The sequence below is a fragment of the Actinoallomurus soli genome (genome assembly GCF_024055715.1).
GTDB lineage: Bacteria > Actinomycetota > Actinomycetes > Streptosporangiales > Streptosporangiaceae > Actinoallomurus > Actinoallomurus soli.
Genome location: NZ_JAMXMV010000026.1, coordinates 75074 through 96494, shown reverse-complemented (window position 1 = coordinate 96494; position 21421 = coordinate 75074). Strand labels below are relative to the sequence as shown.

The following is a 21421-nucleotide window of genomic DNA, read 5'->3' as shown; positions in this document are numbered from 1 at the left end:
CTCCCCTACCTCCTCTCCGCCAAGACCCCAACCGCCCTCCGCCACCAAGCCCACCGGCTACGCGCCAGGCTGACCGCCCGCGATGACCTCGCGCCGGCCGACGTCGCCCGCACGCTCGCCGGCCGGACGACATTCGAGCACCGGGCCGTGGTGGTGGCCACCGAGCGTTCCGGTCTTCTCGGCGCCCTGGGCAGCCTTGCCCGGGGCGAGCCGGCCGCCATGCTCGCCGAAGGGAGTCACGCCGGGACGGAGGCGCCGCGCACGGTATTCGTCTTCCCCGGGCAGGGGCAGCAGTGGACCGGCATGGGGGCCGGCCTGATGGACGGCTCCGACGTCTTTCGCGCCCGTATGCACGACTGCGCGGACGCGCTGGCGCCCTACATCGACTGGTCACTCACCGACGTCATACGCGGGATCCCCGGCACCCCGCCGCTGGAGCGCGCGGACGTCGTCCAGCCCGCGCTGTTCGCCATGATGGTCTGCCTGGACGCCGTATGGGAGTCGGCGGGGGTGCGGCCCGACGCCGTGATCGGCCACTCCCAGGGAGAGGTCGCCGCGGCGTGCGTCGCCGGGGCCATCTCGCTGGACCAGGCAGCCAAGATCGTCGCGCTGCGCAGCCAGGCCGTCGCCACGATCGCGGGCCGGGGCGCCATGGCCGCCGTCCCGCTGCCGTCCGCAGAGGTCCGCGAACTGATCGCCCAGGCCGGCCGACGGCTGGACGTGGCCGCCGCCAACGGGCCGGCCAGCACGGTGGTCTCCGGAGATGCCGACGCGGTCAGCGAGCTGGTCGCGCGCTGCGAGGCCGAGGGAATCCGGGCGAAGAAGATTCCAGTGGACTATGCCTCTCATTCACGCCACATGGACCAGTTCAGGGAAGAACTGGTCCACGCCCTCGCCGACGTCACCCCGGTCACCGCGCCCACGGCGTTCTACTCCACGGTGGAGGGATGCCGGCTCGACACGGTGGCCCTCGATGCCGACTACTGGTTCCGCAACCTGCGGCAGCCGGTCAGGTTCGCCGAGACGGCCCGGATTCTTCTCGCCGATGGCTACCGTGCCTTCATCGAGGCCAGCCCGCACCCGGTCCTGACCATCGGGCTTCAGGAAACGGCCGATGCCGCCGGCTGCGGAGACGCCGCGGTCCTCGCCACGCTCCGGCGCGACAACGGAGGGTGGCCCGCGTTCCTCCTGTCACTCGGCCAGGCGCACAATCACGGCGTGCGCGTCGGCTGGCCGGCGATCGTGGCCGAGCCGGGGACCCGGCCGACGGAACTGCCCACGTACCCGTTCCAACGGCAACGGTACTGGCTCGGCGCCCCGGTCGCGGCCGCCGATTCCGCGGCGGCCGGGCTGGAGGCCGCCGGGCATCCCCTGCTCGGCGCGGTCGTGCCGCTGGCCGGGGACGGCGGCCTGGTGCTCAGCGGCCGTCTGTCCCTGTCCCTGCAGCCCTGGCTCGCCGACCACGCCGTCATGGGCACCGTGCTGCTCCCCGGGGCCGCGTTCGTCGACCTCGCGCTCGCGGCCGGCGTGAAGGCCGGCACGCCGGCTCTGGGCGAGCTGACGTTGCGATCGCCCCTGGTCCTCACGGAGGACACGACCCGCCAGGTACAGGTCGTGCTCGGCCCGGTCCCCGAGAGCGGGCTCCGGACGGTCAGCGTGTATTCGCGGTCCGGCGACGAAGCGTGGATCCTGCATGCGACGGGGACGCTCGCCGGCGGCGGCCGGCCCGACGATCCGCCGGACCGGCCAGGCCCATGGCCGCCCGCCGAAGCCGACGTGGTGGACGTGACCGGGATCTACGAGTCGTTGGCGAGCCGCGGCTACGACTACGGTCCCGCCTTCCGCGGGCTGCGCGCCGCCTGGCGGAACTCTGAGCAGGTGTTCGCGGCGGCAGAACTGCCCGGCGACCTGCATGACACCGCCGCGGAGTGCGCAGTGCACCCGGCGCTCCTCGACGCCGCACTGCACGCCGCGGCGGCCGCGCTGGGCAGTGAGGAGATGCTCGCACCATTCACGTGGAACGACGTACGGCTGCACGCCACGGGCCGTACCGCCGTGCGTGTTCGGGCCGCCGTGACCGGCGCCGATACGGTGGCGCTGCACCTGACCGACGCGTCCGGCGCCCCGGTGCTCTCGGTCGGAGGCCTGACAGTACGGCCGTTGGACCCGGCGTCGCTCGCCGCGCTGCGGGAAGGCGGGGCCCCGTCGATCCTGAGTGTCGGCTGGCTGCCCGTCGACTCGCCCAGCGGCCGGGAGATGGCCGGAGCCGTGGTCGGGACCGACGCCTGGGGCATCGCCGCCGCGCTTCCCGGCTGCGCCGTACATCCCAGCCTGGCCGAGCTCGGCCGGTCCGCGGCGGGCGACCGTGCGATCGACACGGTCCTGATCTGTTACCCCCCGAGCGCCCCCGGACCGCTGCCGGACAGCGCACACGGCATCGCGCAGGAGGCCCTCGCGGCGATGACCGGCCTGCTCGCCCTGCCGCAGGCCGCCGGTACCCGGATGGTATTCGTCACCTCCGGCGCGGTGTCCACCGAGGCGGCCATGCCAGTGACCGATCTCGCCACGGCGCCGATCTGGGGACTGGTCAGATCGGCGCAGGCCGAGCATCCGGGACGCTTCGTGCTCGTGGACGTGGATTCTGCGGCATCGTCCATCGCGGCCCTCTCGGCAGCGCTCGCGACGGGCGAACCCGAACTCGCCATCCGCAACGGCCAGGTGCTGGTCCCCCGCTTGCGCGACCCTGACGCCACCCTCCTCCCCCCGGACAGCGGCACGAACTGGCGGCTGGAACTCACCGGAGACGGCTCACTGGACGGGCTCCGGCTCGCCGCCGGCCCGGCCGCCGAACCGCTCGCGCCCGGTCAGGTCCGCATCGCGATGCGCGCGGCAGGCCTCAACTTCCGGGAGGTGATGCTCGCCTTGAACCTGGTCGAAGGGGACACCAGGCCGCCCGCCGGCGAGGGGGCGGGCATCGTGATCGAGGTGGGCCCGGAGGTCGACCGCTTCGCGGTGGGCGACCGGGTCATGGGCCTGATGTCCGGCGGCGCCGGCCCGATCTCGTCCGCCGACCATCGGCTGATCGCGCACATCCCCGCCGGAGTGTCGTTCGCCGAGGCCGCTTCGATCCCCGTGGCCTTCCTGTCCGCCTACTACGGGCTGAAGGAGATAGCGGGCCTGCGGGCGGGCGAGTCGCTGTTGCTCCACGCGGCCACCGGCGGAGTGGGCATGGCCGCGCTCCAGTTGGCCCGCGCCTGGGACGCGCAGGTGTACACCACCGCGAGCCCGCCTAAGTGGGACGTGCTCCGTTCCCTCGGGCAAGACGGCGAGCGCATAGCGTCTTCTCGGGACCTCGGCTTCGAGCGCACGTTCCGCCAGGCGACGGGAGGGCGTGGTGTCGACGTGGTCCTCAACTCCCTCGCCCATGAGTACGTCGATGCCTCACTACGCCTGCTCGTCCCGGGCGGGCGCTTCGTGGAACTCGGCAAGACGGACATCCGCGAGCCGGATGAGGTGGCGGCCATCCGCCCCGACGTGACGTACCAGGCCTTCGACGTCACCGATCGAGGCCCCGAGCACGTCCGCGGCATGATGGACGCGATGCTGCCGATGTTCGCATCAGGCGCGCTCCGGCCGCTGCCGGTGATGAGATGGGACATCCGCCAGGCCCGCGAGGCGTTCCGGTACATGAGCCAAGCCCGCCACATCGGGAAGGTGGTGCTGTCCCTACCCCGGTCCATCGACCCGGAAGGCACCGTCGTGATCACGGGCGGGACCGGGACACTGGGCCGCGCCATAGCCCGCCACCTGGTCGACCGGCACGGAGTCCGCCACCTGCTGCTGCTCAGCCGGTCGGGTGACCCGGACGGCCTGGCGGCGGAGCTGGCGAGCACGGGCGCCTCGGTCACGGCCGAGGCCTGCGACGCAGCCGACCGCGAGGCCCTGGCGGCCGTGCTGGGCCGGGTCGCGGACGCCCATCCGATCACCATGATCGTGCACGCGGCCGGGGTGATCGACGACTGCCTGCTGGACGCGCTCACACCCGAGCGGCTGGACCGGGTCATGCGGCCCAAGGTCGACGCGGCCTGGAACCTCCACGAGCTGACCCGCGACCACGACCTGGCCGCCTTCGTCATGTTCTCCTCCCTGGCGGGCACTCTGGGAAGCGCCGGGCAGGCGAACTACGCGGCGGGCAACGCCTTCCTCGACGCCCTGGCACAGCACAGGCGGGCACTCGGACTCGCCGCGACCTCCATCGCGTGGGGTCTGTGGTCGGAGGCCAGCGCCATGACCAGCCGGCTGACCCCTGCCGACCTGGCCCGTATGCGGCGGGCGGGCCTGGACCCGCTATCGCTGGAGGAGGGGCTCGAGCTCTTCGACCGCGCGCTGGAGGCGCCCTGGCCGACGGTCGCCGCGCTCCGTATCGATCGCCCCGCGCTGCGCTCGGCCGGAGGCGCCGCGCTCCCGGTGATGCTCCGCGAGCCGACCGGCCGGCACAGCGCTCACGTCCCGTCTGCGACGCCGGGCGCGGCCGCCGGGTCCTGGCGGGAACGACTGGCCGACGCGCCGGCCGGAACCCAGGCCGAGCTGCTACTCGGCCTCCTCCAGACTCAGGTGGCCGCCGTCCTCGGCCACGCCTCACCCGACGCCCTCAAGCCCGACGGCGCGTTCACGGAGCTGGGATTCGACTCGTTGACCGCGGTGGAGTTGCGTAACCGGGTCGCGGCCGCCATGGGACTGTCGCTGCCGACAACGCTGGTCTTCGACCACCCCACACCCCGGCGGCTCGCCGCTCACCTGAACGAACTCTTGCGGGGCGAAGCCGATGCCGGGGCGGCAGCCGAGGTCCACCGCGAACTGGATCAGGTCGAGGCGGTGATCGGCACGCTGCCGAGCGACCACAACGGCTACGCCGAGCTCGAGGCCCGCGTCGAGCGCATGCTGCGGCGACTGCGCGGGTTGCGCGAGGACGACAACGGGACCGCAGATTCCCTGGCCGCCACCCTCGTCTCGGCGACCGACGACGAGATCTTCGACTTCATCGACAACGAGCTTTAGCGACCAGGCCAGGCTCGGGCACCTGCCGGGGACGTACAGGAGGCACCCAATCCATGGCGAATGAAGACCGGCTCCGGGAGTACCTCAAGCGGGTCACCGCCGACCTGCACAAGGCCAGGGAGCAACTGCGCGCCGCCGACGCGGACAAGCACGAGCCGATCGCGATCGTGGCAATGGCCTGCCGTTATCCGGGGAACGTGGCGTCCCCGGACGATCTGTGGCGACTGGTCGACGAGGGCCGTGACGCGATCGGCCCCTTCCCCGGCGACCGGGGCTGGGACATTGAAGCGATATACGATCCCGACCCAGGTCACAGCGGCACGACGTACGTACGCGAAGGTGGCTTCCTCGCCGACGCGCCCGGGTTCGACGCCGCGCTCTTCGGCATGAATCCGCGCGAGGCGAGCGCCGCGGACCCCCAGCAGCGGCTGCTCCTCGAGCTCGCCTGGGAGCTGTTCGAACGGGCCGGCCTGCCCCTGGGCACGGTACGGGGCAGCGATGCGGGAGTGTTCGCGGGAGTGATCGCGCAGGAGTACTCGCCGCCGCTGGGCACCTCCCGGAACTACGAGGGATATCTCCTGACCGGCAATACCCCCAGCGTCGCGTCGGGCCGGATCGCCTACACCTACGGGCTCGAGGGACCCGCGGTCACGGTGGACACCGCGTGCTCGTCCTCCCTCGTGGCCGTCCACCTGGCGGTTCGCGCCCTGCGGGCCGGCGAGTGCTCGATGGCGGTGGCGGGCGGGGCCACGGTCCTCGCGTCCCCCGGCGTGTTCATCGAGTTCTCCCGGCAGCGGGGGCTGTCCGCGGACAGCCGCTGCAAGTCCTTCAGCGCAGCCGCCGACGGCACGAACTTCGCCGAAGGCGGAGGCCTGCTGCTCCTGCAGCGTCTGTCGGACGCACGGCGCGCCGGCCGCCCCGTGCTCGCCGTGATCCGGGGCACCGCCATCAACCAGGACGGGGCCTCCAACGGGCTGACGGCCCCGAGTCGCCAGGCCCAGGAGCGCGTGATCCGCCAGGCGCTCGCCGACGCCCGGCTCGCCCCGGACGACGTTGACGCGGTCGAGGCACACGGGACCGGCACCGTCCTCGGCGACCCCATCGAAGCTCAGGCACTGCAGGCGGTCTATGGCCGGCAGCGGACCGCCGACCGCCCCGTGTGGCTCGGGTCGGTCAAGTCCAACATCGGCCACACCCAGGCGGCCGCCGGGACGGCAGGCCTGATCAAGATGGCCATGGCGATGCGGAATGGCAGGCTGCCGCGAACGCTCCATGCCGAGCAGCCCACCCCGCACGTTGACTGGACGGACGGCCGGCTGGCGATCCTGACCGAGCCGCGCCCGTGGCCCCCGGGCGAGCACCCGCGCCGCGCCGCGATCTCCTCGTTCGGTATCAGCGGCACCAACGCGCACGTCATCATCGAGGAACCGGGCGAGGTTCCGGGCGAGACGAGCGGGTCCGTCCCGGAGTCGTCCGGCGCGGACGGCGGAGGGCCCCTGCCGTACCTGCTCTCGGCGGGAACCGCGACGGCGCTCCCCGCCCAGGCCCGGCGGCTGCACGACCACCTGGCCGCTCGTCCCGAACATGGCCTTCCAGACGTTGCCCACACCCTCGCCGCGACGCGCACGCCGCTCGAGCACCGGGCCGCCGTCGTCGCCGACGGCCGCGAGAGCCTGCTGGCGGGCCTGACCGCGCTGGCCGAGGGGCGCCAGGCGGCCGACGTGCATCACGGCTCGGTTCTCGCCGACCGTCCCATGGCCATCCTGTTCACCGGGCAGGGCAGCCAGCGGGCCGGCATGGGCCGAGAGCTCTACTCCCGGGAACCGCGGTTCGCCGAAACGCTGGACACCATCTCCGGTCACCTTGACCGGCATCTCCGGTACCCGCTGCGCGAGGTGATGTTCGCCGCCGCCGATACCCCTGAGGGCGCGCTGCTCGGCCAGACCGCCTACACGCAGGCCGCGCTCTTCGCTTACGAAGTCGCCCTGTACCGGCTGCTGGAATCGTGGGGAGTACGGCCGGCCTACCTGATCGGCCATTCCATCGGCGAGGTGGTGGCCGCGCATGTCGCCGGGGTGCTCTCCGTTCCGGACGCGTGCGCCCTCGTCGCCGCCCGTGGCACGCTGATGCAGTCCCTGCCCGAGGGCGGTGCCATGATGGCGATCGAGGCGACCGAGAGCGAGATCCTGCCGGACATCTCCGGCCTGGCGGACGCGGTGAGCGTGGCGGCGGTCAACGGCCCGACCGCCGTGGTCATCGCCGGCGACGCAGGACTCGTCGAGCGGCTCGGCCGCGAATGGCGCTCCCGCGGGCGGCGGGTCAGGCGCCTGCCGGTCAGTCACGCGTTCCACTCCGCCCACATGAACGGCATGCTGGAGGACTTCGGCGCCGCCCTCGCGAGCCTCTCGTTCGGCGTGCCGAGCGTGCCGGTGATCTCCAACCTGACGGGCGAGCCTGCCACGGCGGACCGGCTCGGCACGGCCGATCACTGGATCAGCCACGTCCGCGGCACCGTCAGGTTCGCCGATGGCATCCGGACCCTGAGCGGCCTCGGCGTCACCACCTACCTCGAGGTCGGCCCCGAGGCGGCCCTCGCCCCGCACGTGCTGGAGACGTCTGCAGCGGCCGGCGGGAGAGAGGCGACCGTGATACCGGTCGCCGTCCCGCGGGCGGGGCAGGGCGAGGCGGCCGGCCTGGCCACGACGCTGGCCGGGATACATGTCGAGGGCGTCACGGCCGACTGGCCGCGGGTGCTGGACGGGCGCCTCACGGATTTGCCCAACTACGCGTTCGAGCACCAGCGGTACTGGATCGAGCAGGCCGGAGCGCGCGCGGATGCGCCGGCCCTCGGGCTTTCGGCCGCCGGCCACCCGCTCCTCGGGGCGGCCATCGAGCTCGCAGACGGCGGGGACACCGCCGTGGTGCTCAGCGGCAGGATCTCGGTGCCCGCTCATCCCTGGCTGAGCGACCACGTCGTTGCCGACACGCCCCTGATGCCCGGGGCGGCCCTCATCGATCTGGCCCTGCACGCGGCGGCCTGGACCCGGCTCGGGCAGGTCGAAGAGCTGGTCATCAGCAAGCCGATGGTCCCGCGGGACGGGTCGGGGACACGCATCCAGGTGACCGTGGGAAGCGCGGACGAGTCAGGCCGCCGATCCATCCGGATCAGCTCCGGTCCCGATGAGGGCGATGAGACGGCCTGGACGTGTCATGCGACCGGCACGCTACGGCCCGATGCGGAGGCTCCGGCCGCACCGCCCAGCCCCGCGTGGCCGCCACCGGGAGCCGTGGAACTGGATACGGCGGACCTGTACGAGCGGCACGCGGATGACGGCAATCACTATGGCGACGCGTTCCGCCTGGTCCGCTCGGTGTGGCGCAAGGACGACGACCTGTATGCGGAGCTCTCGCTGCCGGAGGATGCCGATCCGGACGGCTTCGGCATCCATCCCACGCTGCTCGACGCCGCGCTCCACCCCATGATCTACTACGCCGCACCAGGCACGCCGGGGCCGGCGAGGACCGTCTTCTCCTGGTCTGACGTGCGCCTGTGGACAGCCGGCGCCACCCGGGTACGAGCGCACCTGCGCATGCTCGGCGAAGGCACGGCCGCCCTCAGCCTCACCGATCCGGCGGGGCTGCCCGTGGCCGACATCGGCCGCCTTGACCTGCGGCCTGCGCCGGGCCTGCCGGAGGCGGCTGCCCTCGGCGAGCTGTACGGCGTCCGCTGGTCACCGGTGGCCGGGTCGGCGAGTAGCCCGTCCGGCCGCTGGGCGGTGGTCGGTGCGGACGTGGGGCGCCTGCGGGACACGCTGGAGCAGGCCGGCGTGGCGACGGTGGCGTACTCGGACCTGACGGCGCTCGATGCGGAAGGCGGCCCGGTCTGGGACGCGGTCCTGATGTCGGCCGGGCGGGGAGATCCGCGGGACCCGGCGCACCGTGCGGCCCGGCAGGCGACCGGCGCGACCGTGGACATCGTCCAGGAGTGGCTGGCCCGCGGCTCGCCGGCTCCGGCACGGCTGGTCCTGCTGACGAGCGGCGCCGTCGTGGCGGCGCCCGGCGACGCGGCCGACGCCGCCCTGGACCAGGCTCCCGCCTGGGGACTGATCCGCTCCGTGCAGGCGGAGCACCCGGGACAGGTCACGCTCGTCGACATCGACTCGCGCCCGTCCTCGGCCGCCGCGCTGCCCGCGGCGATCGGCACCGGGGAACCGCAGCTGGCCATCCGCGATGGGGCCGTCTTCGCGCCGCGGCTCGTCCGGCTCGCGGATCAGGCGGCCCTGGCACCACCCGTCCAGGCGCCCGGCTGGCGGCTGGACGTGGCGGAGGCGGGAACCCTGGAGCGCCTGGAACTGGTTCCGGCCTCCACCGCGGACGACTTCCTCCCGCCCGGGCATGTCCGGATCGCGGTGCGTGCGGCGGGACTGAATTTCCGGGACGTCATGATCGCCCTGGGCGTCTACCCCGGCAAGGCCGTGCTCGGCAGCGAGGGGGCCGGCGTCGTCCTGGAGACGGCGTCCGACGTGACGGACGTCGCCCCCGGTGACCGGGTCATGGGGCTGATGTCCGGGGCCTTCGCGCAGGTTGCCATCGCCGACCGGCGGCACGTCACCCGGATCCCCCCGGGCTGGTCATTCGCGCAGGCGGCCACGTGCCCGATCGCCTACCTGACGGCCTACTACGCCCTGACCGACCTGGGCGCCCTGCAGCCGGGCGAGCCGGTCCTCGTGCACGCGGCAGCGGGCGGCGTAGGCATCGCCGCCACCCGGCTGGCCCAGCATCTGGGAGCGGAGGTCTTCGGCACGGCGAGCCCGGGAAAGTGGGATTCCCTGCGGGCCATGGGCCTCGATGACGCGCACATCGCCTCCTCCCGGACCCTTGACTTCGCCGATGAGTTCGCCGGCCAGGGCATCAGGATCGTCCTGAACTCGCTGGCCGGGGAATTCGTGGACGCCTCCCTCGGCCTGCTCTCTCCCGGCGGCCGGTTCCTCGAGCTCGGCAAGACCGATATCCGCGACCACACGGCGGTCGGCGCTCGGCACCCGGGCATCGTCTACCAGGCGTTCGACCTCATCGAGGCCGGCCCGGAACGGATCGGGCAGATGCTTGACGATCTTTACCGGCTGTTCGAGGCAGGCGTCCTCGCCCCGCTGCCCCTGCGGGCGTGGGACGTGCGGCGTGCCCCCGAGGCGTTTCGCTTCATGAGCATGGCCCGCCATGTCGGCAAGATCGTGCTCTCCGTCCCGCATGCCCTCGATCCCTCGGGGACCGTGCTGGTGACCGGGGGCAGCGGCGGCCTCGGGCAGCTGGTCGCGCGTCGGCTCGCCACCGTTCACGGCGCGCGGCATATTCTGCTGGCGAGCCGCCGTGGTCACGCTGCCGAGGGAATCGACGCGCTCACGGCCGAGCTCGCCTCGCTCGGTGCTGAGGTCAGCACCGTGGCCTGTGACGTGGCCGACCGCGACCAGGTGGCCGCGCTGCTGGCCGCCGTTCCCGCCGAGCGCCCGCTCACCGCGGTGATCCATGCCGCAGGAGTGACCGATGACGCGCTCATCGGCGACCTGAACGCCGAAGGCCTTGACCTGGTCATGGGCCCGAAGGCGGACGCGGCCTGGCACCTGCACGAGCTCACCGCCGGGCTCGATCTCGCCGCCTTCGTGCTCTTCTCCTCGATCGCCGGCATCGCCGGCAATGCCGGCCAGGGCGGTTACGCGGCCGCGAGCACGCTGCTCGACTGCCTGGCCTCGTTCCGGCGCGCCGCCGGGCTTCCGGGAACGTCCGTGGCCTGGGGCCCCTGGACGTCCAGCACGGGAATGACGAGCTGGCTGGGCGAGCAAGGCCTCGCCCGCATCACCCGCGGTGGCCTCGTTCCGCTCCGCGAGGCGGACGGCCTGGCCTTGTTCGATGCCGCGCTCAGCCCGGACCAGGCTGTCGTCGTGGCCGCCCACTTCAACGTAGCCGGGCTGCGCGCGGCCGCCGCGGCGGGCGAACCGCCCGCGCTTCTCGCGGAGCTGATCGGCGTGCCCGCCACGCCGGGAACGACGCGCGGCGCGCCGGGCCAGGGCGGTCTTGCCTCGCGACTGCGCCGCGTGCCGGAGAGTGAACGCGAGAGTTACCTGCTCGACGTGGTCCGGGAACACGTGTCGATCGTGCTCGGGCACCAGGAGTCCGCCACGATCGACCCTGAGCGTCCGTTCAGCGCGCTCGGGTTCGATTCGCTGACCGCGGTCGAGCTCAGGAACCGGTTGAACAAGGCGACCGGGCTGCGACTGCCGGCGACGCTGCTGTTCGACCACCCGTCGGCGAGAGCGCTGACGACCCTTTTGCTCGGCCGGCTCCTGGGCGCGCAGGCCGACCAGCCCGACACACCGGCCGCGCCCCGGCCGGCCGGCGGCGACCCGATCGCCGTCGTCGCCATGAGCTGCCGGTTCCCGGGGCAGGTGCGAAGCCCTGAGGACCTCTGGCGGCTGGTCTCTGACGGCGTGGACGCGACCGGGGATTTTCCCGACAATCGGGGCTGGGACGCGGCGGCCCTCTACGATCCGGATCCCGATAAGGCCGGGAAGACCTATGTCACGCGGGGCGGGTTCCTCTATGACGCCGATCAGTTCGACGCGGAGTTCTTCGAGCTCAGCCCGCGGGAGGCGGTCGCCACCGACCCCCAGCAGCGACTGCTGCTCGAAACGGCCTGGGAGGCGTTCGAGCGTGGCGGCATTGACCCGGCCACCCTGGCCGGCAGCCGGACCGGCGTCTTCGCCGGGGTCATCGCCCAGGATTACGCCGGCGCGTTCCGCGGCGTCCCGTCCAGTTTCGAGGGGTACCTGTCGACCGGGAACACGACCAGCGTCGCCTCCGGCCGGGTAGCGTACGCGTTCGGTCTCGAAGGTCCGGCCGTGACCGTCGATACCGCCTGTTCTTCTTCGCTGGTGGCGCTGCACCTGGCCTGCCAGGCCCTGCGCGCCGGCGAGTGCGACCTCGCCCTGGCCGGCGGCGCCACGGTGATCGCCACGCCCGCCACCTTCATCGAGTTCAGCCGCCAGCGCGGGCTGGCCGCCGACGGCCGGGTCAAGGCCTTCGCGGCGGCCGCGGACGGCACCGCATGGGGTGAAGGAGCGGGCGTGCTGCTCCTGGAACGGCTGAGCGACGCGCACCGCAATGACCACCAGGTGCTGGCCGTCGTCGAAGGGTCGGCCGTCAACCAGGACGGGTCCTCGAACGGCCTGACCGCGCCGAACGGTCCAGCCCAGGAACGAGTCATCCGTCAGGCACTCGGTAACGCGGGCCTCGCGGCGAGCGACGTGGACGCCGTGGAGGCGCATGGCACGGGCACGGCGCTCGGCGACCCGATCGAGGCGCAGGCACTGCTGGCCACGTACGGCCGGCAGCGCCCCGCCGGACGGCCCCTGTGGCTGGGCTCGGTGAAATCCAACATGGGCCATACGCTGGCCGCGGCCGGAGTGGCGGGGGTCATCAAGATGGTGATGGCCATGCGCCACGGCGAACTCCCCCGCACCTTGCACGTGGACGAGCCGTCACCGCATGTGGACTGGAACGCCGGCGAGGTGTCCGTGCTCACCGAGGCGCGTCCGTGGCCCCGAGAAGGGCGCCCGCGCCGTGCGGCGGTGTCGTCCTTCGGGATCAGTGGCACCAACGCCCACGTCATCCTGGCCGAGGAGCCGGCCCGGGCGGATGCCGGCCGGCCCGCGCGGCTTCCGGCCCCCGCCGATGACGACGGCGTGAGCGCGGCCGATGACGGTCCGGCCGCGCCCGTGCCCTGGCCGGTCTCGGCCAAGAGCGAGGCCGCGCTGCGCGCCCAGGCGGAGAAGCTGGGCGGCTTCCTGGCGGCCAGGCCCGGCCTCAGGCCGCGCGACGTGGGCCTGTCACTCGCGACCACCCGGACCTCCCTGGACCACCGCGCCGTCATCGTCGGTACGACGCCGGACGACTTCACCGAAGGTCTCGGGCGGCTCGCCCGCGGCGAGCCGTCTCCGCATGTGGTCACCGGGACGACGGTCGGCTCAAGTGGAGTCGCCTTCATCTTCCCCGGGCAGGGCGCACAGTGGCCGGGGATGGCAGTGCAGTTGCTCGAGGACGCGCCGGCTTTCCGGCGCCGGCTGCACGCCTGCGCCGATGCGATCAGGCCGCACACCGGGTGGGATCTCGTCGAGGTCCTGCGCGGCGGTCCCCACGCTCCCGACCTGGACAGGGTCGACGTGGTCCAGGTGGCGCTGTTCGCCGTGATGGTCTCGCTGGCCGAGTTGTGGAGGTCATACGGGATACGGCCCGCGGCGGTCGCGGGTCACTCCCAGGGCGAGATCGCCGCAGCCTGCGTGGCGGGTGCTCTGTCACTGGACGACGCTGCCCGCGTCGTGACCTTGCGAAGCCGGGCCGTTGCCGACGCGGCCGGCGACGGCGCGATGGCCTCGGTGGAAGAGCCGGCGGCCGCGGTCAGCGACCGGGTCAAGCGGTGGGCGGGCGCGTTGACCGTGGCCGCGGTCAACGGACCCCGGTCCACCGTTGTCTCCGGCAGCACGGCGGCGATCGATGAACTGGTCGCCGAGTGCAAGCTGACAGGCATCCGGGCCCGCCGGATCCCCGTCACCTACGCGTCGCACTCGCCGCAGATGGAGGCACTCCGCGAGCGGTTGTGCCAGGACCTGGCGGGAATCCGGCCCCGTCGGTCCGACATGCCCTTCTACTCGGCCGTGACGGGCGGCGTCATGGAGACCACCGGCCTCGACGGCGAGTACTGGTATACCAACCTGCGCGCTCCCGTCCAGTTCGAGCAGGCCACACTCGCCCTGCTCGGCAGCGGACACCGGATCCTCCTCGAGTGCAGCCCGCACCCGATGCTGCTGGCCGGCATGCGGGAGACCATCGAGGCGGCCGGGTTCGCCGACGGCCGGGGATCGGCCGTCGCCCTCGGATCGCTACGCCGCGGCGAGGGCGACCGCCACCGCTTCCTGCTCTCCCTCGCCGAGGCTCACGTGAGCGGAGCCGCGATCGACTGGCCCGCGGTGTTCCACGGCGGCGACGACGTGCCCGCCCGTGTGGAGCTACCGACCTATGCCTTCCAGCGCCGACGATTCTGGCTCGAAGCGCCGTCCAGCGCCGGGACGGGCGACCCGGCCTCGGGACTGGGCCTCGCCGCCGCCGACCACGGACTGCTGGGGGCCGTCGTCGATTCCGTCGATGACGAGGACCTCGTGCTGACCGGCTCGCTGTCCGCCCGCACCCACCCGTGGCTCCGCGACCACAGGGTCGCCGGGGCGACGTGGCTACCCGGTACGGCATTCGTCGAGATGGCGATCCGGGCCGGCCGGGAAGCAGGCTGCAACCGGCTTGACAACCTCACGATCGAGAGGCCACTGACCATCCCGGACGACGGCAGAGTGCACGTACGGGTGACCGTGTCGCCGCCCGACGAGACGCAACGGCGCGCGCTCGCCGTACACTCACGCCAGCTTGATGATCTTGAGTCGCGTTGGACCCGGCATGCCACTGGAGTGGCCGTGGCCGGCGCGGCCATGACCGGAGCACCAGGGCAGGCGCAGGCCGTCTGGCCGCCGCCGACGGCCACGGCGGTCGACCTCAGCGACGCATACGACCGGCTGGGGGATGCCGCCCTCGAGTACGGGCCGGCGTTCCAGCGGCTGGCGGGCGCGTGGACTGGAGACGGCGCCGTCTACGCCGAGGCACAGATGCCGGAGGAAGAGGCGTACCAGGCCGACCGGTTCGCCGTCCACCCCGCGCTGCTTGACGCCGTCTTGCAAGCGCTCGCTCTGGCCGCGCCGGACGACGCCGGCGCGTCCGGCATGGTGCCGCTCCCGTTCTCCTGGTCCGGAATCACCTGGCACCACGGCCCCCGCAGCTCGCTGCGAGCGGTGGCGGAGACTCGGGGCACCGACGCCTTCGCGCTGAGCGTGACCGATGGCAGCGGCCTGCCGGTCATCCAGGTGGAGGAACTGCTCATCCGGCCGACACCGGTCAGTCGGCTCCGCCAGACTCAGGACCAGGCCCGGCACTCACTGTTCGCTGTCGACTGGGCGGTATTGGACGACCTGTCCCCGGCCCCTGCCCGGCCGACCTGGGCCATCGTCGGCTCCGGCCCGCTGGCGGATGCCCTCGGCTCGCCCGATGCCGCCGGCGCGGGTGTGAGCCGGCACGCGGACCTGCCGACGCTGATCGCCGCCGTGGCCGACGGGGCACCCGTCCCTTCCGCGGTGCTCGTGCCGTGTGAGCACGCGATGGAGGCAGGCCCCGGCGAAGCGCGCACCGCCACGACCCGGATGCTCGCGATGGTCACCGCCTGGCAGGCCACGGCGTGGCCGGACGACCCGAAGCTGGTCGTGGTCACGCGGCGGGCCGTGGCGACCCGGACCGGCGAGAACGTCCTGGATCTCCCCGGGGCCGCCCTGTGGGGCTTGCTGCGCACAGCCCAATCGGAGTCTCCCGACAGGTTCGCGCTCCTGGACCTCGACGAGGGAATCACCTCCCCGGCCATGATCGCCAGGGCACTGGCCACCGGGGAGCCCCAGCTCGCGATCCGCGGTGAGACCGTTCGCGTGCCACGACTGGCCCGCGTCACCGTGCCACCGGACGGCGGTGACCGGCCGGCCCCAGGCCACGCGTGGGATCCTGACGGAACGGTCCTGATCAGCGGTGGCAGCGGCGCGCTCGGCGTGATGCTGGCCCGCCATCTGGCCACCACCCGTGGCACCCGGAACCTGCTGCTCGCCAGTCGGCGCGGGCCCGCCGTCGACGAGGCCCGGCAACTGGCGGCGGACCTCGCGGCGTACGGCACGCGCGTGACCGTGACCGCCTGCGACATGGCCGATCCGGATGCTGTCGCGGCCCTGCTCGCGACCATCCCGGCCGAGCATCCGCTGACAGCGGTCATCCACGTTGCGGGAGTCATCGACGATGGCGTCCTGGGCTCGCTGACCCCGGACCGGATCGATGCGGTGATGCGGCCGAAAGCGGACGCCGCCTGGAACCTCGATCGGCTGACGCGCGGACACGACGTCGCGGCGTTCATCCTGTACTCCTCCTTCGCCGGCCTCGTCGGAACGCCAGGCCAGGGAAACTATGCCGCCGCCAATACGTTCCTCGACGCGCTGGCGGCCCGGCGCCGGGCCGACGGGCTCCCCGGCGTCTCATTGGCCTGGGGACTGTGGGAAGGCACCAGTGGGATGACCGTCCAGGCCGACCGTGGCCGGATCGCCCAGGCCGGCATCGTTCCGCTGCCCGCGGACCTGGGGCTGGCGCTCTTCGACCTGGCCCTGGAACTGGACGAACCGCTGGCCGTTCCCGTCACGCTGAGCCGGCCCGCACTGCGGAGCAGGAGGAAAGCGGGAATGCTGCCCGCCATCCTCGGCGATCTGGTCAGGGACGCGACCAGGCGCCATGAAGGAGCCGGCGTCCCGGGACCCTTGTTCGGCCGGCTGGCCGGGCTGACAGGGTCGGAGCGTGAGAGGGCGATCACGTCGGCGGTCCGCGCGGTCGCGGCGGCGGTGCTCGGTCATGCGAACGCGTCCGACGTCGCGACCGACCGGACGTTCACGGAACTCGGATTCGATTCCCTGACCACACTCGAACTGCGCAATCGGCTGGCCCGTGAGACGGGCCTCACGCTCCCCGCCACGCTGGCCTTCGACTACCCGACCCTGTCACAGGTCAGCGCCTATCTCCAGGACCGGATGGAGCCGGCGGACGCGGCCTCTGAGCCTCCGGCAGTCGACGTGGAGCGACTGGAGGCCGCGCTGGCGGCGGCCGACGCGAGCACCCGGGAACGGCTCGCCGCCCAGCTCCGGGCGGTGCTCGGACGCTGGAGCGATGACCGCGTCCCGGAGGCCGGCCCCGTCACGGGGATCGAGGACGCCTCCCCCGAGACGATCTTCGACTTCATCGACAACGAGATGGGAAGGCGGACCGCAGGACCGGCGGAGTGAGCCGTGGGCTCCGCCGGTCCTGCGGTCCGGAGAGCGCGCGCCACCGCTGGAGGGGCGGTTCGGCATCGGGCGAGCCGATCACGTTACGGACCTACGTGATCGGCCCCGCCTTCAGTTGCTCACACGGTCTGCCCGAGCCTCCAGTGGCTTGAGCCGCCGGTCACATGGCGGGCGAGCCCTCGAACATCAGCCGACGGGGGTGCCGAACCAGGTCCTCAGGACTCGCTCCAGGCGGGCCACATCGGACCCGGCGACGGCGATCTGCCCGTCCGGCCGGATCAGCAGGAAGTCGGCGTCGATCCCGGGAACGGGCTTGGCCACCACGACGTCGACTCGTCCGGGCCACCGGTTGAGCGGTGGCCCCGACTCTCCCGAGAACCAGAGCAGCACGCCACGGGCCGCACACAACGTCTCAGCGATCGTCGTCTGTCCTGTGGGGCAGGACAGCGGGGCATCCTCGATCGGCAAGCCGTGCAGAGGATGGTCACCCGGTTCCGGCGCCGGGTAGCGCACTTCGGTCGGCATGCGCAACAGGTGCTGATTGACCTCAGGGAATCGAAGCAGCTCGGCGAACATCTCCCGTAGCGGCTGCACCTTCTCCAGCGGGTGCATCAGCGCGATCTGCGCCCGGGCATGCGCGCAGGCCCGGGACGCGGCGGGGAGCCGCTCCTCCTGGTAGGAGTCCACCAGGCCATCGGGAGCCCAGCCGTTGACCTCGGCCGCGAGTTTCCAGCCCAGGTTGACCGCGTCCTGGATGCCCGTGTTGAGGCCCTGGGTCCCGGACACGAAGAAGACGTGAGCAGCGTCGCCGGCCAAGAGCACCCGTCCCTTCCGGAAGCACCGCGCCACCACGCTCGGCCTGCCGTACCGGCCCACGTAGCGGGCCTGCCGGAGCCGAGGGGCGGTCCCCGTGATCCGCTCTATGCTCGCGCGGAGTTCCGCCTCGGTCGCCGGCCCATCGGCGTCGACCGGCCTGGCGCCGAACTCCACGGTCATGAGGCGCAGCGTGTTCTCACTGAGCGGTATCGCGCCGAAGAGCCCGGTCGGGTACAGGCCGGCCGCGAACTCCTCGCCCTCTTCCGGCTCGACGTCGCCGAGGATGCCGTAATACCCGGAGGACTCGTGTTCCTCGAGCTCGATCCCGGCCAGTCTGCGGACGGTGCTGTCCGCTCCATCGCAGCCGACGAGGTAACCGGCCCGGAGCTGGGACTGCTCTCCATCGGCGGTGGACACATCGACCACCACGCCCTCGGCGTCCTCGGTCAATCCGGTCACACGGTGCCCCCAGCGAATGTCCGCTCCCAGGGCAGCGGCGCGCCGGAACAGCACGCGCTCGGTCTGCCACTGCGGCAAACCGTAGGTGTAGTCATCCGGCCCGGCGCCATCCAGGTCGAGCCATAGCATCGAGAACGGCGTCCTCGGCCAGGCGAAGAGGCCCGCGGAGCGCAGCTCGTCGGCCAGGCCGCGCTGTTTCATGACCTCGAGGGTCCGCCCGTGGATGGCCATTCCCAGCGAATGCTCGCCGATCCCGGCGCGCGGCTCGATGACCGTGACGTCTACCCCGCCCAGGCGCAGTTCGGCGGCCAGCATGAGGCCCGTCGGGCCTGCCCCTGCGACGATGACGGTCTGGGTCACTGCATTCTCCTTCTTGCGACGAGTGGCGAGAACCTGACGCATGTGCCGTGCATCGGTGGCCGCGCTTACCGCGAGGGCTCTCCGAACCACGTGCGAAGCGCCTGACGCAACGTCTCGTCGCGGCCACCGACGGGATCGGCATGGGCGACGTAGCCGTCGGGCCTCACCAGGACCGTGCGCGCGTTGATCTCGTCAGTCGGCGCGGCTCGGAGCACGTCGACCCGATCGCGCCAGCCCGCGTCCAGGAAGTCCGGGGCAGGATGATCGCCGAGCAGGAGCAACACCGCTCGGCCGGTCTGGAGCGTCTCGGACACCTTGAGGTCGCCCGTCGCGGTGGACAGGACGACATGGGGCAGCCGGTCGCCCAGCAGCGGGTGCTCGGCCAGTTCCGAGGGCTGCCCCGGGTAGTCCATGGCGTACCGGACGCTCAGGCCCGACAGAAGATTCATCAAGTACCCGGTGACCGCTTCCATCCGTACGAGTTCGGCGAACAGCTCGCGGAGCGGCGTCACCTGGTCCACGGGGTAGAGCAGGCCGTCTTGCGCCCGGGTACTCCAGCAAAGTCGCTGTCCGACCGGATACCGTTCGGAGTGATAAGTGTCGAGCAGACCCGCGGGCGCCCAGCCGTTGATGTCGGCGGCCAGCTTCCAGCCGAGGTTCAGCGCGTCCTGGACACCGGTGTTGAGTCCCTGACCGCTGATCGGAAGATGCACGTGGCACGCGTCACCGGCGATGAACACGCGGCCGGCACGATACCGGTCGGCGAGCCGGGTCGCGTTCCCCACCCTCGACAGGTACCTGACCTCCCCGGTGGCCAGGATGCTCAGGTCCCGGCCGGCGCACTTCCGGAACCGGGACTGGAACTCGGCCACCGTCGGCTGAACGGCCTTGCTGGTCTTCGGGACGCCGAACTCGATCACGCTCACCCGGTAGGTCCCCGGCCGCAGCGGGATCGCCGCGTACATTCCGGCTTGGCAGAGGGTCGGGGGGATGAGGAGATCCTCGTCCTCTGAGGTGAGCACGTCGGCCGTCAGGCCATCCGCGGTCGACTCGGTACCGGGGAACGCGATGCCCGCCTGCTTGCGCACGAGGCTGCTACCGCCGTCACAGCCGGCCAGGTACGCGCAGTCGATCTGGTAGGCGGACCCCTGGGCGGGACGGACGGTCACCCGGACCCCGTCTTCGTCCTGCTCGAATCCGGTCACCTCCTGGCCGCGCCGGATGTCCGCCCCCAGCTCGATGGCGCGCTTCTCCAGCAGCCGCTCGATTTCACGCTGCGGAACGAACAGCGGCAGGAGGCTGACGTCATCAACGTAATCCTGCAGTTCGATCAGCCCGAAGTTGTAGGTGAAGACCGGCGGGAAATCGCTGAACTGGTTCATTCCCCGCTGCTCGAGGACCTCGCGCGTGCGTGCGTGCATCGTCAGCGATCTGGAATAGCCGCTAGGCTCGGCGAACCGCTCGATGACGGTGCTCTGCACGCCCGCGAGACCGAGTTCGCAGGCCAGCATCAGCCCGACCGGGCCACCCCCCGCGATCACCACCGTGCGGCTCATCGGGACTCCTTCTTGATAGGCACACGGCCAGGATTGGTGGTTTTCCTAAAGCCCGCCTGAAGCGCGGCCCGGATGATGACCGGACAAGGCCAGGCCAGTGCCGTGCCGCGGAAGGCCGGCCGGGTAATCGCCCCCGTGCCCGCTCGCCGGCCATGCCCGGCAGGCTGCCGGGTGGAGATGGTGCCCGTTGCTCGCCGGTCCGAGGTGTTCGTCCACGCGCTGAAGGTGATCTAGGCGTGCAACGCAACGCGCGAGGATTCGCGGCGCCGGACCGAAATGGATCGGCGGCCGACCGGCCAAGTCCCGTACGACCGCCCGCGATCTCAGCCGAAGCTGAAGGACGGCCACTTCGTGAAGGCGGATCTATTCCCGATTTCGCAGTTCGGCTCGTGCCGACTCGATCAGCTCCCGTGCCGGGTCACCGTAAACGGCCTGGTCCCGTAGCAGGTCGAACGCCCTGACGAAGAAGGCGATCTCGTCGGGCTTGTCCGTCCTGATCTCGCCCGACCAGATCGAGCTGCGTACGAGTTGGTCATCGAAGATGTAGAAGCCCTCGCCGGGGTACAGCGTGCGGGTGACGCCTGGGGGGATGACCCCGAGGACGACGTGGGGCAGCGTCGTCGCATAGGTGAGGAAGCCGAGTTGTTCGTCCATCACCTCGGGGCTGCCGATGACGTCGGTGAGCGCGCTGTACTCCACCACGAACGAGTACTCGTTGCGTCCCGTCGGCTGGGTGATGAGACGCCGCCGAGGCACACGCGCGTTGGCGGCGTCCTCGGGATCGCTCTCCGCCGGCAGACCGTACAGGAGGGCAACGGCCTCGTAGAGGCCCACCACGTAGTCATGCGTCTGGAGAATGCCAGGGACCACGATGGAGTCGTAGGCGCGCAGCAGCCTGGTCTTCTCGTACAGAAGCGTTCCTTGCGACTGGAGGTAAGTCTGACCAGCACGTAGCTCCTGATCCCACTCCACCCACATTGGCTCCATCTCAGATATCTCGACGGCACCCTCCCCGGGCTTATTGCCCGCAAGCTGGGCCAGATCAGCACCGTCACCAGAAGTTCGCCGCATTTCTCTCCTCCGCAGGGTTCCCGGCCGATCTTCACCCAGGCCGTCTGTCCGGTCAAGGCGTCGAACCGATGAATCTCTGCTCGCCCGGCAGTACGGGGCGATCCGACAGGGGGATTCGATTTGGTGTCGGGCTTTCTGGCCTCCTTGCAC

At 71.9% G+C, this 21421-nt stretch carries 5 protein-coding genes; 2 read left to right on the top strand and 3 right to left on the bottom strand.

Going from position 1 to position 21421, the window contains the following annotated elements; genetic code table 11:
• Nucleotides 1-5058 (top strand): SDR family NAD(P)-dependent oxidoreductase (locus NDW01_RS37305; RefSeq protein ID WP_252829114.1); only part of this gene is annotated, 5058 nt, incomplete at its 5' end.
• 53 nt (nucleotides 5059-5111) lie between these two features.
• Nucleotides 5112-17009, top strand: coding sequence for a type I polyketide synthase (locus tag NDW01_RS37300; RefSeq protein ID WP_252829113.1), 11898 nt, complete (start codon nucleotides 5112-5114; stop codon nucleotides 17007-17009).
• A gap of 186 nt (nucleotides 17010-17195) precedes the next feature.
• On the opposite strand, the gene NDW01_RS37295 is transcribed toward NDW01_RS37300, so the two are convergent.
• From NDW01_RS37295 to NDW01_RS37285, 3 genes are all read right to left on the bottom strand, one after another.
• On the bottom strand, nucleotides 17196-18644 hold the full coding sequence (locus NDW01_RS37295) for an FAD-dependent monooxygenase (protein ID WP_252829112.1): 1449 nt from the start codon (nucleotides 18642-18644) through the stop codon (nucleotides 17196-17198).
• A gap of 65 nt (nucleotides 18645-18709) precedes the next feature.
• A complete protein-coding gene (locus NDW01_RS37290) occupies nucleotides 18710-20200 on the bottom strand; it encodes an FAD-dependent monooxygenase (protein WP_256514052.1) in 1491 nt (496 codons plus the stop codon).
• Nucleotides 20201-20563: 363 nt separating this feature from the next.
• On the bottom strand, nucleotides 20564-21172 hold the full coding sequence (locus tag NDW01_RS37285) for a DUF5753 domain-containing protein (protein WP_252829111.1): 609 nt from the start codon (nucleotides 21170-21172) through the stop codon (nucleotides 20564-20566).
• Between the last annotated feature and the right edge of the window lie 249 nt (nucleotides 21173-21421).

Bases quoted from the DNA above. Each gene is read 5' to 3' on its own strand.
- NDW01_RS37300 (WP_252829113.1), top strand. From the start codon at position 5,112: ATGGCGAATGAAGACCGGCTCCGGGAGTACCTCAAGCGGGTCACCGCC.
- NDW01_RS37290 (WP_256514052.1), bottom strand. From the start codon at position 20,200: ATGAGCCGCACGGTGGTGATCGCGGGGGGTGGCCCGGTCGGGCTGATG.